Source organism: Thermosulfurimonas marina (assembly GCF_012317585.1).
GTDB classification, from domain to species: domain Bacteria; phylum Desulfobacterota; class Thermodesulfobacteria; order Thermodesulfobacteriales; family Thermodesulfobacteriaceae; genus Thermosulfurimonas_A; species Thermosulfurimonas_A marina.
In genome coordinates this window covers 327088-340288 of record NZ_CP042909.1, presented here as the reverse complement: position 1 = coordinate 340288, position 13201 = coordinate 327088, and the positions used below count along the sequence as shown (strand labels likewise).

Sequence of the window (13201 nt, the reverse complement as noted above, 5' to 3'; positions counted from 1 at the left end):
CTTAGAGCTTTTCCACCCTTTCCGGACTGAAAAGCCCCTCCGGCCGCACGAAAAGGACCGCCAGGAGAAGGACAAAGGCCAGGGCATCCTTGTAAGCCGAAGAGATATATCCTGCGGCCAGGGCCTCAAGCACCCCCAGGGTGAATCCCCCCAGAAGGGCTCCTCCGGCCGAGCCTAGGCCTCCGAAGACCGCAGCGCTGAAGCCTTTGAGTCCCAGCATGGTTCCCATGTCATAGGTGGCAAAGGTCAGAGGGGCAATAACGATCCCGGCCAGACCCGAAAGGGCTGCACTGAGGGCAAAAGAAAGGCAGGTGAGCCCGGAGAGATTGATCCCCAGGATGCGGGCCCCGAAACGATTATAGGCACAGGCCCGCATGGCCTTGCCCCAGAGGGTGTAGCGAAAAAAGACCGCCACCGCGGCAAAGGCCAGGGTCGAGGACGAAAGGACCAGAAGGCCCTGACGGGGAAGGGCCGCTTTAAAAAAAGTAAAGGGGGGCCCGGAAAGAAAAGGGGAGACCGGAAGGGGCTCCTTTCCCCAGAGGAACATGGAGACCCCTTTAAGAAGGATGGAGACCCCGATGGTGATGATGATCAGGGTAAGGGGGGAGGCCTCCCGGGCCGGACGGATGGTGAGTCTTTCGGTGAGCACTCCCACCAGAGTGGCCCCGGTGAGGGCCAGGGGCAGGACGGCCGCCAGGGGCCAGCCTCGGCCGCTCAACCAGGCCGTAAGCATGGCCCCCAGCATCACGAATTCCCCCTGGGCAAAGTTGATCACCCCGGTGGCGCTGTAAATGATCATAAACCCCAGGGCGACCAGGGCGTAAATGGCCCCGTTTACCAGTCCGGAAAAAAGGAGCTCCAGGATCATTCTTTAAGCAGGTGAAAATCTCCTCCCCGAATCTCCACCAGCACGAAGGCCTCCCGCTCGGAAAGCCCGTTGTGGTCCTGGGGGCTCAGGTTGAAGATCCCGTGGATCCCTTTGATTCCCTTGAGGCTTTCCAAGGCGTCTCGGAGGGCCTTGCGGTCTGCTCCGGCTTTGGCCAGGGCCTCCTTGAGGAGAAGAAAGGCGTCGTAGGCGTGGCCCCCGAAAGAGGAGGGTTCCACCCCGTAGCGCGCCTTGTAACGTTTGATATAGCTCAGAAGAAGGGGCTTCTGGGGGTCGGAATCCGGAAGTTCGTGGGCCACGATGAGTTTGCCGGCAGGGAGGATGATCCCTTCGGCGGCCTTTCCCGCCAGCTCAATGAAACGCCGGGAGGCCACCCCATGGCTCATGATGAGTTTCTGGGTCATACCCAGCTCCCGCATGTTGCGGGCCACAATGGCCGGGCCCGGGTTGGTCCCCCAGCAGATCACCGCCTGGGCCCCGGCCTTGCGGATGCGGATGAGCTGGGGCTTCATGTCCGTGTCCTTAGGACCGTAAAGTTCATCGGCCACCAAGGTGATCCCGTATTGGGGGGCCAATCGCTTGAGTTCCTGACGCCCGCTCTGACCGAAGCCGTTGGAGACGGTAAGGATCCCCACCCGGGTGAGTCCCTGGGTCTTCAGATAGGCGTAGATCTTTTTTACGGCGAGACGGTCGCTCTGGGCCACTTTAAAGACATAGGGGCGCACCGGCTCCACGATTTTGATCCCCGCAGCACAGGATATGAGGGGCACGCGGAAGCGTTCCGCCAAGGGGGCCACAGCCAGGCTGGTCCCGGTGCGGCTCGGCCCGATGACCGCCAGCACCCGATCCTGGGTCACCAGACGCATGAACTTCTGGACAGCCAGGGTCTCTTCTCCCTGGGTATCGTAGATGATGGCCTCTACCGGGTGCCCGTTTATGCCCCCGGCCCGGTTGATCTCCTCCACCAGCATCTCCAGGGTCTTCTTTTCCGGATCCCCGATAAAGGAGGTGGGGCCGGTCACCGAAAAGAGGGCCCCGATCCGGTAGGGCTCCTTGGCTAGGGAAAGAGAACTCCAGAGGAAGAGAAGGCTCCCTAAGAAGACGGCCAAACAGTTGCGCATCTCGGGCCTCCTTTGTTTAGGTTTGCAGGGATAATGCCAGGAAGCTTTTCTATTGTCAAATTGAGAGGGGCCCGGTAAAAAGGGGCAAACTCCGGAAAGGAGGGCGGCATGCACCCTCTTCTGGCGGCAGAAGGCGAGCGGAGGCTCCTTCTGGGAAACGAGGCCATTGTGCGCGGGGCCCTGGAGGCGGGTCTGCGGGTGGGGGCGGCCTATCCCGGAACCCCTTCCTCAGAGATCGGAAACAACCTCTTTGCTCTCTCCCAGGAGCTCCCGGGTCTTTACTTTGAATTTTCGGTAAATGAAAAGGTGGCTATGGAGGTGGCTGCCGCGGCGGCGGCCTGTGGTCTGCGTTCCCTCACCTGTATGAAACATGTGGGCCTTAATGTGGCCGCCGATCCCTTTCTTACCTTGGCCTATGTGGGGGTGAAAGGGGGGATGGTGGTGGTGACCGCGGACGATCCCTCCTGTCATTCCAGCCAGAACGAGCAGGACAATCGCTATTATGCCCGACTTTCCGGACTCCCCATGCTCGAGCCGGCCACCCCGGAAGAGGCCCGCCAGTATACCGCCTACGCCTTTGAACTTTCCGAAAGACTGGAGGTCCCGGTCCTCCTGCGCACCACCACCCGGGTCTCCCACGCCCGGGGGGTGGTCGCCTGCGGAAGGCTGGCCGACTACCGTGCCTTTCCCAAAGGGCGTTTTGAAAAGGACCCCGGGCGCTGGATTCCGGTGCCCGCGGTGGCCCGTAAGCGCCATCAGATCCTTCTTGAGAAGCTCCGGCTGGCCGAAGAGGAGGCGGCCCGCTCTCCTTTCAATCGAATGCTTAAAGGCGGGCCCCTGGGGGTGGTGGCCTCCGGGGTCTCGGTGCTTTATGTGGAAGATGCTTTAAGGGAGCTGGGCCTTGAAGGAAAGGTTTCGGTCCTTTTCTTAGGCTTTACCCACCCCTTTCCCAAGGCCCTGGCCCGGGAGTTCCTTTCCGGGCTGGAAAGGTGTCTGGTGGTAGAAGAACTTGAGCCCTATTTGGAAGAGGCCCTCAAGGTTACCGCTCAGGAGGCCGGGCTTGCGGTGAAGATCCTGGGCAAGGCCGAGGGATATTTTCCGCGTTATCACGAATTTCATCCCGGGATGGTCAAGGCCGCCCTGGCCCGGGCCTTTGAGCTTGACTGGCAGCCGCCGGAGGCCCCGGACACCTCCTGGGTGCCGGAACTGCCTCCGCGTCCGCCTACCCTCTGTCCGGGCTGTCCCCACCGGGAAACCTACAAGGTGGTCAAAGAAGTCCTTCAGGAGTTGGGGGAGGAAGAAAATACGGTCTATCCCACGGATATCGGCTGCTACACCCTGGGGCTTTTACCTCCTTTGCGCATGGCCGACTACCTCCTCTGTATGGGCTCGAGCGTGGGGTCGGCTTGCGGCTTTTCGGTAGCCACGGATCAGCGCCTGGTCTCTTTCATTGGGGACTCCACTTTCTTTCATGCCGGCATCCCCCCTCTCATAAATGCCCTCTATCAGGGACACCACTTTACTCTGGTGGTCCTGGACAACGAGACCACGGCCATGACCGGGCACCAGCCTGTGCCCTCGCAGGAATTGCGCCCCGAAGTCCTGAAAGACCGGCCGGTGATCTCCATCGCCCGCCTCTGTGAATCCCTGGGGATCCCGGCCGTGGAGATCAACCCTTACAAGAAGACAGAGGCCAAGGAGGCGGTAAGACCCGTCCTTTCTTCAAAGAAACTTGCGGTGATCGTGGCCAAGGCCCCGTGCGTGCTTTATCGGGCCAAGTTCAAGAAATAGGAGGCCGGCGATGGCGGAAGGGTACCGGATTCTTGCCGTGGGTGTAGGTGGTCAGGGAATTCTTCTTTTCAGTCGAGTCCTGGGCGAGGCCGCTCTCCGGGAGGGTCTACCCGTGGCCATGAGCGAGGTCCATGGGATGGCCCAGCGGGGTGGGGTGGTGGAAACCAACATCGTTCTGGGGGCGGTAAAGAGTCCCTACATTTCCGAAGGGGAGGCCGACATCCTGGTGGCCCTCGAGCCGGTGGAGGCCTTACGGGCCTTGGGGCGTTGCCGGCGGGAGGCCACGGCGGTGGTGAGCACTAATCCGGTCTTCCCCCAAATCGTCAAGGATGGTTTGGCCACCTATCCGGAACTTCCGCACCTCCTTGAACGACTTAAAAAGGCCCTTCCCCGGGTCTATCTCCTTTCCGGGGAAAAGCTGGCTCGCGAGGCCGGATCTTCCCGGGCCTTGAATGTGGTCATGCTCGGAGCCCTTGCAGCCACGGAGCTTCTTCCCCTCTCCCGGCAGACCCTGCTTGAGGCCTTGAAGGCGGTGGTGAAACCGGCCTACCTTGACCTCAATTTGCGGGCCTTTGAACTGGGTTTTGAGGCGGTGGCCGGCCGTTAAGGCAGGCCTAGGGTTTTTTCGAAAAAGGCGTCTCTAAAGCGGGCGCCTTCGAGGTTGCTTCCTCTAAAATCCGCCCCTCTGAGATAGGCTTCGATGAGGTCGGCCTGTGTAAGGTCGGCCTCTCTTAACTGGGCTCCGGTAAGGTCGGTCTGGATAAGGTTGGCCTTACGCAAAATGGCCCGGTTGAAATTGGCCAGTTGGAAGCTACTTCCCCGGAGGTTAGCTTCTTCTAGGTTAGCCCCTTCAAAATTGGCTAGCTGTCCGTCTACGGCCTCAATCCGGGCTTTCCGCAGATCCGCCCCCTGGAAGTTGGCCAGACTGAGGTCCCCGGCCGCGAGATCCGCTTCCCGAAGATCGGCTCCGGATAGCTGAGCCCCCTTGAGAGAGGCGTTTCCCAGGTCGGCCTTACGAAAGATGGCTCCCCGAAGATTGGCCCCCAGAAAATTGGTGACCGCCACATAGGCCCCTTCAAAATTAGCCCCTTCCAGATCGGCTCCCGCAAAATTGACCCCGTAGAGATGGGCCCCCGAAAAATTTACCCCCCGAAGTTTTAAAAGGCTCAAATTGAAGTTTTCTAACTTAAAGCCCGAAAGATCGCCTCCAGAAAGGTCTTCCATATTTCGGATTTTGGCCAGAACTTCCTGATAGGAAAGTCTCACCGGTGTCCCTCCTTAAAATATTTTTCGGGCCGGCGCAGGCGTTCGATAAGGAAGGTGGTAGAGACCCGATAGCGGAAGGGAATGCGGACCACTTTTCCCCCGTAGCTTTTTACCCAGGCGGCCCCTACAATCTTTTCTTCCGGCCAGTCCTCCCCTTTGACCAGGACCTCGGGTCTCAAGGCCCGAATGAGGGCCTCCGGGGTATCCTCCTCGAAAAGGACCACATAGTCCACGCAGGAAAGCGAGGCCAGGACCAGGGCCCGGTGATTTTCGGGGTTTACCGGACGCTCGGGCCCTTTGAGGCGCCGGACCGAAGCGTCGGAGTTGAGTCCCACTACCAGGAAGTCTCCTTGAGCCCGGGCCTCGTAAAGGTAGCTCACATGTCCCGCATGCAGGAGATCAAAACAGCCGTTGGTAAAAACCAGACGATGCCCCAGGGCCCGGCGACGGGCCACCTCGTTGAGGAGTTCCGGAAGCGGCAGGATCTTTCTTTCCGGAAGAAGGGGGGGTGGAGAGACCGAGGTATTGAAAAGTCTTCGGGCTTGAGAGAGGGCCTCCGGCCGAAGTTCCACTTCTAGAGGGGCTTCCTCATCCAGGACTTCTCCCAGAAGTTCTCCCTCGGGGGAGAAGGCCAGAGCCACCCCGGAAAGAGGAATCCCTTGGGCCTCCCCGGAGGCCCCTGCCACCAATACGAAGACCTGGTTTTCGAGGGCTCGGGCCCGGGCCAGGGCCCGAAGGTGGGCCCTCCGGGCCGCAGGCCACTGGGCCAGGACAAAGATCACGTTGGCTCCCCGAGACACAAGCCTTCGAGCAAACTCCGGAAAGCGGATCTCGTAACACAGCAGCACCCCGCCCCAAAGACCTTCCCCCAGCTCAAAGATCTCCCGCCGCCTTCCGGGGCTAAAACCACACTCCGCATCAAGCCCGGGAAAGAGGGCTTCCTTTTCGGCCACTAATCTTTTTTCCCGGGGCGTTAAAAGCCAGGCCCCATTGGTAAGCCCCTCTCCTTCAAAGACCGGATGTCCCAGAAGGAGGCCGGTTTCTCTTTCTCGGACCAGGGATTCCACCTGGGAAAGGGCTTCAAGACCTGGTCCTTCCTCCGGGGGGGCGTATCCGGTGAGACTCAGCTCCGGGGCCACGGAAAGGTCGACCGAAGTCCGGGAAAGGAGATCTTTGAGGCCTTGGAGATTCTGAGAGATCTTTCCGGGGACTACTCGCAGGGGAAGAAGGGCTATTTTCATGGCTTCAGGCCCGGGCCACCACCGCCACGGTCACCCGTAAGGCCCCGGCCCGCTTGAGGACCCGGGCACACTCTTCGGCCGTGGCTCCGGTGGTGAAGATATCGTCCACCAGAAGAATATGTTTTCCCGAAAGGTCCTGCGGCTTTCGGAGCCCAAAGGCCCCGCGCACATTGCGCCGTCTTTCTCGGGCCGGAAGTTCGCTCTGGGGTAGGGTCTCCCTGCGGCGGGCGAGAATTTCCTCAAAGCCCCCGAAGGCCCAGCGGGCCAATAAGGCCGCCTGATTAAACCCCCGAGTCCGTCTTCTTTTCGGGGAAAGGGGCACCGGGATCACCAGGTCAAAGGGCCCTTCTTTCGCCAGGGCCTCTTTTAAAAGGACTGCCAGGTCTCTGGCCAGCACAAAGTCCTCCCGAAATTTGAGCCCCTGGAGCCATTCCGACACCGGAGGCTCGTAACGCAAGGGGGCTATCACCCGGTCAAAGGCCCGGGGTTGGAGGCAGTCCCCGCAGGGGTGGGGAGGGACCTCTGGGGGATAGGGCCGGGCGCACACCGGACAGCTTTTCCGATTCCAGGGAAGTTTTTCATAGCAGTCCTTACATACCGGGCCTTTTTCGGTCCATTGGCCACAGGCCAGGCAGCGGACCGGGAAAAAGAAGGCCTCAACGGCCCGCCGAAGGGTTTTGAGCCACCAGAGCCAGGAATTCATAGACCAGACGGGCGCAGAGGAAAAAGTCTTCCAGAAGGAGGTACTCCTCCGGGGAATGCACCCGCCGCATCCCGGTCCCCAGGATTACGCAGGCCACCCCGTGGCGGTTAAAAAGATTGGCGTCCGAGCCTCCTTCACTTTTCGTAAATTCAAGCTCAAGTCCTATCCTCCGACCGGCTTCCTGGAGAACTCCGAGGAGGGGATGATCCTCGGGCACATGGAAATGAGGGAACATCTCCTCCCGCCGGGCTTCAAATTCCGGGCGTCCGTCCGGCCCTTTTTCCCGGGTGACCTCCGCAAAGACCCCCGCGATCCTCTCCCAAAGCTCTTCGAGCCTTTCCAGACGGTGACTCCGGATTTCACCCTCAAGCACCACCTCTTCGGGAACGATGTTGGTGGCCTTCCCTCCTTTTATGGTGCCGAAGTTAAGGGTGGTCTCGGGGTCTATGCGGCCGGAGGGGAGCCTTGAAAGGGCTTCGGCGGCGATTTTAATGGCGTTAAGGCCTTTTTCCGGCTCAAGCCCCGCATGGGCCGCCCTTCCCAGGACCCGAATTTGAAATTTTATGGCCTCCGGGGCCCGCACTACCACCCGCCGAGGGTCTTCGGAGTCCAGGACCAGGCCCCAGCGGGCCTTGAGGAGCTTGTAATCCAGATAGCGGGCCCCCAGAAGGCCGATCTCTTCACAGGTGGTGAAGACCAACTCCAGAGGAGGGTAGGGCAGACCGCTTTCCCGCAGGGCGCGCACTACCTCGATGATAATGGCGATCCCGCTCTTGTCGTCGGCTCCTATCAGGCCGGGCTTTTCGTTGCGCAGGAGGCCGTTTTCCTCCAGGGGCCTTACCTGCGGGGTGGGTTCAATGGTGTCTAGGTGGGCCGAAAGGAGGACCGGGGGAGCTTCGGCGGTCCCCGGGAGCTTTACGATGAGGTTTCCGGTCTCTGATTCCGTGTAGACCGCGGAGTGGTCAAAAAAGCATTCTCCCCCCAGGGCCTCAAAAAGGGCTACCAGGTGCTGGGCCAGAGGCTTTTCCTTGCGGGAAGGGCTATCGATCTGGGCCAGGGTGAGGAATTCCAGTTTAAGTCTTTCGGGATCGAGCATCTCACTATCTTATGGAAAAGTCCCGGAATTCCCCGGTATAGGGTTCCTCTTTTACCTCTACGCCGGTGACCTGGGAGAGCGGAGAGCCTACATGGCACCAGCGCACCATAGCCTCCACGGCCTCCTCCTCTCCTTCAAATACGGCCTCCACCCGGCCGTCCGGGAGGTTGCGCACCCAGCCCTTGATCCCCAGCCGGTCGGCCTCCTTTTTGGTGTAGGAGCGGAACCATACTCCCTGGACCCTTCCGGAGATCCAGACGTGGACCCGTTTTTTAGCCATGTTCGCCTCCTAGGCCCATTCAAAACTCTGGACCAGAATACCCGCCTCAAAGTCCCGTTTGGTGAGGCGTTCCCCGATCTCTTTTTCCACCCATTCCGCAAAGCGGATTAAAATCCTGCGGACTTCCGGAGGAGCCTCTTCTATTAAGACGCAGAAGCTCGACGTTCATTTTCCTCTGGCCCGCCTCAACCAGGCCAAAAATTCCTCGTACGATAGAGTATTTAGCACATCTTCCTTTTCACACCAAGCCCGGCGGGCCACGGCGGTCCCCAGATGGATCTGGGCCATCTGGTCGGCCAGATGGGCGTCGGTCCCGATAAGAAGCTTTACCCCGGCCTCCTTGGCGGCCCGAGCGTTCACATCGTTCAGGTCCAGGCGATTGTAAAAGGCGTTGATCTCCAGGGCCTTGCCGTGGCGGGCCGCGGTCTCAATGACCTTTTTGAGATCCAGGGCGTAGGGTTCCCGCTCTCCCAGGAGTCTTCCCGTAGGGTGGGCCAGGGCGTGGACCAGGGGGTGGGAAAGGGCGGCCACCGCCCGGGAGGTGAGCTGCTCTTCGGATTGTTGAAAACCCGTATGGATGGCCGCGATCACCAGGTCAATCTCCGCCAGGACCTCGTCCGGGTAGTCCAGAGTGCCGTCGGAACGGATGTCCACCTCCGCCCCGAAGATCAGTTTCACCCGCTTGGAGCGGCGATTGAATTCCTCAATGGCCCGTTTCTTTTCCATGAGGGCCTCCACCGGTACTCCTCCGGCTACCTTGAGCCCCTGAGAATGATCGCAGATCCCCACCCAGGAAAGCCCCAGGGATTCCGCAAAGGCGGCTATCTCCTCGAGACTCGAGTGCCCATCGCTATATTTGGAATGCACGTGGGCGTCTCCCCGGATCTCTTCGTATTCCACCAGACGGGGAAGACGGCCCTCCTGGGCGGCCTCGATCTCTCCCCGGTCTTCCCGGAGTTCCGGAGGGATCCAGGGAAGGCCTACCGCGGCAAAGACTTCCTCTTCCTCTTTCCCGCCGATCCTTTCGTTTCCTCGGAAGATGCCGTATTCGTTAATCTTGAGGCCTCGCTGGACTCCGAGCTCTCGGATACGGATATTGTGGGCCTTGGAGCCGGTAAAGTAGGCCAGAGCCGCCCCCCAGCATTCCGGGTCCACCACCCTTACGTCCACCTGGATACCCGGTTTCACCCGGACGCTGGTCTTGGTCTCCCCGTGGGCCAGCACTTCTATGACCCGGGGATACCTTACGAAGACCTCCATCACCTCGTGGGGGCGCTTGGAGGTCACCAGGATATCGATATCCTTGACCGTTTCCCGACGCCGGCGGATACTTCCGGCCACAGAGATCCTTTCCACCGGGCCCTTTTTCCGTAGATACTCCAGAAGGTCTTCGGCCAGGGGGAGCACTTCCCCGAGGGGCCTCCGGCCCACCTTTTCCTTGAGGAATTGCAGCCCTTTAAGGATATTTTCTTCGGTCTTGTAGCCCATGCCCGGAAGCCGGGCGATTTTGTGCTCCCGACAGGCCCTCTCCAACTCCTCGAGGGTCTTAATCCCCAGGGTTTCATAGATGAGTTTGGCCTTTTTGGGCCCCAGGCCCGGAATCTCCAGAAATTTGAGGAGCTCCGGGGGGACCTCCCGCTTTAATTCTTCATAGAGGGAAAGGGTTCCGGTCTCCAGGATTTCCTTGATCTTTCCGGCCAGATCGGCCCCGATTCCCGGAATGCGGGTGAGCTGTCCCCTGCGGGCCAGTTCCTCCACGTCCTGGGTAAGGGCCTCAATGTTCTGGGCCGCCCGCTGATAGGCCCGTACCCGGTAAGGGTTTTCTCCCTTGATTTCCAGGAGGGCGGCCACCCGGCGAAAGATCTCGGCCACTTCTTGATTGCGCATGGCCTCAACTCCTCTGCAATATGATAAGACCGCTTACCGTAAGGAGAATCCCTAAGAGACGGGCCGGGGTCAGTTCCTCCCGCAGGAAAAGGAGGGCCAGGAGCGCGGTCACCAGAGGATAGGCCGCGGTAAGGGGGACGATTTTCGAGGCCGCTCCGCTTTTAAGGAGCATGAAGTAGGTGAGCATACCCAGGAAGCCCGCCAGAAGGCCGCTTCCGGCCAGCACCAGGAAATCGCGCAGGCGTAATTCGGCCAGCTGGCCCGCCTCCCCGGTCAGGATCACCGCCAGGGCCAGGGCCAGGGCGGCCACCCCGGTGCGCACCGCCAGGGCCAGAAGCGGGGGCACCGCCTGCAGGGCTACCTTTTCGAGGAGGGGAGAGGTCCCCCAGAAAAGGAGGGTAAGGATCCAGAGGAGGAAGATCCTTCCGTCCATCTCAGGCCTTGCGGTCAAAGAAGATATTCTTGCCCTTGATGCTGAGAGGCACCCCCAGGATCACCTGGGCCGCAAGCCAGCCCAGGCGCCGGGCCGCCACCCCGATGGTGTACATCACGCGGTTGTCCACACAGAGGTCCTTGGCCACCGAGACCGCCGAGCCCACGGCAATCCCCAGATCCACCAGGCGGAGGGCGCAAAGCGGGCCTTCATAGTCTCCGGAGACCTTTTCGGCCTTCAGGATGCGCTCGCAGTCCAGGCCGCAGGCCCGGCAATTCACCCCTACCGGACGCTCAAATTTGAGCCCGATGAGGACTACGGCCTCGGCCTGGCGCACATTTTCGGCGTCTCTTTTGAAAAAGGCAAAGGCTTTACCCCGTTCAGCAATTTTTTCCATCTCCCGAGCCAGGGCTTCCTTTTCCTCTGGCTCGGTGACGAGCGCGGTCAGGATTTCGTCCTGTCCCCGGGCCTTAGGGGCCGTGCGGGCCGCCGTCAACATGAGACGCCCCGCAAGCTCCGCCACTTCCTTTTCGGGATTAAGCTGCATAACCTCCCCCTCCTTATAGTTTTGCCAAAATCTTATCATAGGACCCTTTCCGAGATAACCGGCCAAAGGTAATCTGGGAAGGTCATGGCCTTCTGGTTGGAATGGGCCCAGGGTTTGGTGCTCCCTCTGCGGCGCAAATATTTTCGTTACTTCATTCTGGCCCAGGGGCTTTCTCTCTTGGGCCGCTGGGTGCACACCACCGCCCAGCGCTGGCTCCTTTATGAACTCACCGGCTCTCCGGCCTATCTGGGACTTTTGGGGGCCTTAGGAAGCCTTCCGGTCCTCCTTTTTGCCCTGCCGGCCGGGGTGCTGGCCGACCATTTTCCCAAAAGGCGGGTCCTGGCCCTGGCCCAGCTCACCGCAGCCCTTTCGGCCTTCCTCCTCTTTCTCCTCACCTGGGCCCATCTGGTGCGCCCCTGGCAGGTCCTGGCCCTGGCCTTCCTTATGGGGCTGGGGGTGGCCCTGGAATTTCCGGTCCGCAACGCCTTTATCTACGACCTGGTGGGAAAGGAAGATCTGGTTTCGGCCCTTTCTCTACATTCCCTGGCCTTCAATCTTTCGCGGTTTGCCGGCCCGGCCCTGGCCGGGGCCCTCATGAGCACGGTGGGCCTGGCTTTCTGTTTCCTCTTTAACGCCCTTTCCTATCTTCCGGTAACCCTGGCGGTGCTGGTCACCGAACTTCCCGAAAATCACCTCCCCTCGCGGGGCAATCTTTTCCAGGCCCTAAGGGAGGGGCTAGGGTATGCCCTTCGGCGGCCGGCTATCCGGGGGGTGCTCCTCCTGGTGGCCCTGGTGAGTGTGGGCCTTTTCCCCTACGCCGTGCTCCTTCCGGCCCTGGTGCGCGAGCTTTACGCCGGCGGAGGCCGGGAATTCAGTATCTTCATGGCCGCCAACGGCTTGGGAGCCCTTCTGGGGGCCCTCTTTGCGGGCACCGCGGGACGCCGCCTGCCCTCCTTTCTCCTTATTCGGGTCTCGGCCCTCCTGCTCCCCCCTGCGGTTTACCTCCTGGCCCTGGGTCCCGGACTCAAGGCCTCCTGGGCCCTTCTGGCCTTGATCGGCTTTCTCATGGTAAATGTGATTATGAACGGCAACGCCCGGGTGCAGAGCCTCTGCGGAGACGAAATGCGGGGGCGGGTGTTGGGGCTTTTCAGTTGGTGTTTTTTCGGGCTCTTTCCGGTGGGCTCTCTTTTTTGGGGGGCGGTAGCCGAAAGATGGGGGTCGGCCGGGGCCCTCAAGGCCGCGGCCCTCTTTTCCCTGGGGGCCATAATCGTCCTTTTTTGGAGCTCCGGAGGACGCCATGAGGATTGATCCGGAGACCTGGAAGCGCCTTTATGAAAGGGCCCGTCTCCTTTATGAGGAGAACGGGACCTCGCACCGCCTGGATCATGTGGAAAGGGTGATGGCCCTGGCCGAGCGCCTGGCCCGGGAGGAGGGGGCCGACCCGGAAGTGGTGCGCGTGGCGGCCCTCCTTCACGATATCGGTCGGGCCGAGGAGGCCCGCACCCGGGGCCGGGTCTGCCATGCGGCCTACGGGGCGGAACTGGCCCGCAAGATCCTGGAAGAGTTCCGGTTCCCTCCGGATTTCATAGAAAGGGTGGTCCGGGCCATTCGCCGGCATCGCTTCCGGGGTTCCGAGCGGCCCGAAACCCTGGAGGAAAAAGTCCTCTTTGATGCCGACAAACTGGACAGCCTCGGAGCCGTCGGGATCGGTCGGGCCTTTCTCTTTGCCGGAGAGGTGGGGGCCCGTCTGCACAATCCGGAGGTAGACCTGGAAAAGACCGAGCCCTATTCCCGGGAGGATACCGCCTGGCGGGAATTCAAACTAAAGCTTTCCCGGATCAAGGATCGTCTCCTTACTCCCTCCGGCCGCCGTCTGGCCGAAGAACGCCACCGCTTCATGGAGGAGTTTTTCGAAAGGCTCCACCGCGAAGTCCGAGGAGAGCTTTAGGA

14 protein-coding genes are annotated in these 13201 nt (G+C 60.7%); 4 read left to right on the top strand and 10 right to left on the bottom strand.

The window, feature by feature from the left end:
- Position 1: 1 nt before the first annotated feature.
- Both FVE67_RS01755 and FVE67_RS01750 read right to left on the bottom strand, forming a co-directional pair.
- On the bottom strand, positions 2-868 hold the full coding sequence (locus FVE67_RS01755; protein ID WP_168718958.1) for a branched-chain amino acid ABC transporter permease: 867 nt from the start codon (positions 866-868) through the stop codon (positions 2-4).
- Positions 865-2007: an ABC transporter substrate-binding protein gene (locus FVE67_RS01750; RefSeq protein WP_168718957.1), complete on the bottom strand. Its 1143-nt coding sequence runs from the start codon at positions 2005-2007 to the stop codon at positions 865-867. The genes FVE67_RS01755 and FVE67_RS01750 overlap by 4 nt, the downstream gene beginning before the upstream one ends.
- A 108-nt stretch (positions 2008-2115) precedes the next feature.
- On the opposite strand from FVE67_RS01750, the gene iorA reads away from it, so the two are divergent.
- Both iorA and FVE67_RS01740 read left to right on the top strand, forming a co-directional pair.
- On the top strand, positions 2116-3798 hold the full coding sequence (iorA, locus tag FVE67_RS01745) for an indolepyruvate ferredoxin oxidoreductase subunit alpha (protein WP_168718956.1): 1683 nt from the start codon (positions 2116-2118) through the stop codon (positions 3796-3798).
- Positions 3799-3808: 10 nt separating this feature from the next.
- Positions 3809-4405, top strand: coding sequence for an indolepyruvate oxidoreductase subunit beta (locus FVE67_RS01740; RefSeq protein WP_168718955.1), 597 nt, complete (start codon positions 3809-3811; stop codon positions 4403-4405).
- On the opposite strand, the gene FVE67_RS01735 is transcribed toward FVE67_RS01740, so the two are convergent.
- The 8 genes from FVE67_RS01735 to FVE67_RS01700 all read right to left on the bottom strand — a co-directional run bounded on the left by FVE67_RS01735 (position 4402) and on the right by FVE67_RS01700 (position 11251).
- The gene (locus FVE67_RS01735; RefSeq protein WP_168718954.1) at positions 4402-5064 is read right to left on the bottom strand and encodes a pentapeptide repeat-containing protein; all 663 of its coding nucleotides are present in this window, start codon (positions 5062-5064) and stop codon (positions 4402-4404) included. The genes FVE67_RS01740 and FVE67_RS01735 overlap by 4 nt on opposite strands.
- Positions 5061-6305, bottom strand: a complete 1245-nt coding sequence (rfaE2, locus tag FVE67_RS01730) for a D-glycero-beta-D-manno-heptose 1-phosphate adenylyltransferase (protein WP_168718953.1) — start codon at positions 6303-6305, stop codon at positions 5061-5063. Before rfaE2 ends, FVE67_RS01735 begins: the two co-directional genes overlap by 4 nt.
- 4 nt (positions 6306-6309) lie before the next feature.
- Positions 6310-7008 (bottom strand): ComF family protein, encoded by a 699-nt coding sequence (locus tag FVE67_RS01725; RefSeq protein ID WP_168718952.1) that lies wholly within the window; start codon positions 7006-7008, stop codon positions 6310-6312.
- Complete coding sequence (locus tag FVE67_RS01720; RefSeq protein ID WP_168718951.1) at positions 6962-8104, bottom strand: M20/M25/M40 family metallo-hydrolase; 1143 nt, start codon at positions 8102-8104, stop codon at positions 6962-6964. The genes FVE67_RS01725 and FVE67_RS01720 overlap by 47 nt, the downstream gene beginning before the upstream one ends.
- Before the next feature lie 4 nt (positions 8105-8108).
- Positions 8109-8384 carry an acylphosphatase gene (locus tag FVE67_RS01715; protein ID WP_168718950.1) on the bottom strand — a complete coding sequence of 92 codons (276 nt, stop codon included), beginning with the start codon at positions 8382-8384 and terminating at the stop codon, positions 8109-8111.
- A gap of 165 nt (positions 8385-8549) precedes the next feature.
- Positions 8550-10271 (bottom strand): DNA polymerase/3'-5' exonuclease PolX, encoded by a 1722-nt coding sequence (gene polX / locus FVE67_RS01710; RefSeq protein ID WP_168718949.1) that lies wholly within the window; start codon positions 10269-10271, stop codon positions 8550-8552.
- A gap of 4 nt (positions 10272-10275) precedes the next feature.
- Positions 10276-10704, bottom strand: coding sequence for an EamA family transporter (locus FVE67_RS01705; RefSeq protein ID WP_168718948.1), 429 nt, complete (start codon positions 10702-10704; stop codon positions 10276-10278).
- Between the two features lies 1 nt (position 10705).
- Positions 10706-11251, bottom strand: a complete 546-nt coding sequence (locus tag FVE67_RS01700) for a ferredoxin domain-containing protein (RefSeq protein ID WP_168718947.1) — start codon at positions 11249-11251, stop codon at positions 10706-10708.
- Positions 11252-11335: 84 nt separating this feature from the next.
- Here FVE67_RS01700 and FVE67_RS01695 point away from each other — a divergent pair, with 84 nt between their 5' ends.
- Positions 11336-12559, top strand: coding sequence for an MFS transporter (locus tag FVE67_RS01695; RefSeq protein ID WP_168718946.1), 1224 nt, complete (start codon positions 11336-11338; stop codon positions 12557-12559).
- Positions 12549-13199, top strand: a complete 651-nt coding sequence (locus FVE67_RS01690) for an HD domain-containing protein (protein WP_168718945.1) — start codon at positions 12549-12551, stop codon at positions 13197-13199. Before FVE67_RS01695 ends, FVE67_RS01690 begins: the two co-directional genes overlap by 11 nt.
- Positions 13200-13201: the final 2 nt, after the last annotated feature.

What these genes read in the sequence shown, in the direction of transcription:
- FVE67_RS01755 (WP_168718958.1), bottom strand. Translation starts at nt 868, where the DNA reads ATGATCCTGGAGCTCCTTTTTTCCGGACTGGTAAACGGGGCCATTTAC.
- FVE67_RS01750 (WP_168718957.1), bottom strand. Translation starts at nt 2,007, where the DNA reads ATGCGCAACTGTTTGGCCGTCTTCTTAGGGAGCCTTCTCTTCCTCTGG.
- iorA (WP_168718956.1), top strand. Translation starts at nt 2,116, where the DNA reads ATGCACCCTCTTCTGGCGGCAGAAGGCGAGCGGAGGCTCCTTCTGGGA.
- FVE67_RS01740 (WP_168718955.1), top strand. Translation starts at nt 3,809, where the DNA reads ATGGCGGAAGGGTACCGGATTCTTGCCGTGGGTGTAGGTGGTCAGGGA.
- rfaE2 (WP_168718953.1), bottom strand. Translation starts at nt 6,305, where the DNA reads ATGAAAATAGCCCTTCTTCCCCTGCGAGTAGTCCCCGGAAAGATCTCT.
- FVE67_RS01725 (WP_168718952.1), bottom strand. Translation starts at nt 7,008, where the DNA reads ATGAATTCCTGGCTCTGGTGGCTCAAAACCCTTCGGCGGGCCGTTGAG.
- FVE67_RS01720 (WP_168718951.1), bottom strand. Translation starts at nt 8,104, where the DNA reads ATGCTCGATCCCGAAAGACTTAAACTGGAATTCCTCACCCTGGCCCAG.
- FVE67_RS01715 (WP_168718950.1), bottom strand. Translation starts at nt 8,384, where the DNA reads ATGGCTAAAAAACGGGTCCACGTCTGGATCTCCGGAAGGGTCCAGGGA.
- polX (WP_168718949.1), bottom strand. Translation starts at nt 10,271, where the DNA reads ATGCGCAATCAAGAAGTGGCCGAGATCTTTCGCCGGGTGGCCGCCCTC.
- FVE67_RS01705 (WP_168718948.1), bottom strand. Translation starts at nt 10,704, where the DNA reads ATGGACGGAAGGATCTTCCTCCTCTGGATCCTTACCCTCCTTTTCTGG.
- FVE67_RS01700 (WP_168718947.1), bottom strand. Translation starts at nt 11,251, where the DNA reads ATGCAGCTTAATCCCGAAAAGGAAGTGGCGGAGCTTGCGGGGCGTCTC.
- FVE67_RS01695 (WP_168718946.1), top strand. Translation starts at nt 11,336, where the DNA reads ATGGCCTTCTGGTTGGAATGGGCCCAGGGTTTGGTGCTCCCTCTGCGG.
- FVE67_RS01690 (WP_168718945.1), top strand. Translation starts at nt 12,549, where the DNA reads ATGAGGATTGATCCGGAGACCTGGAAGCGCCTTTATGAAAGGGCCCGT.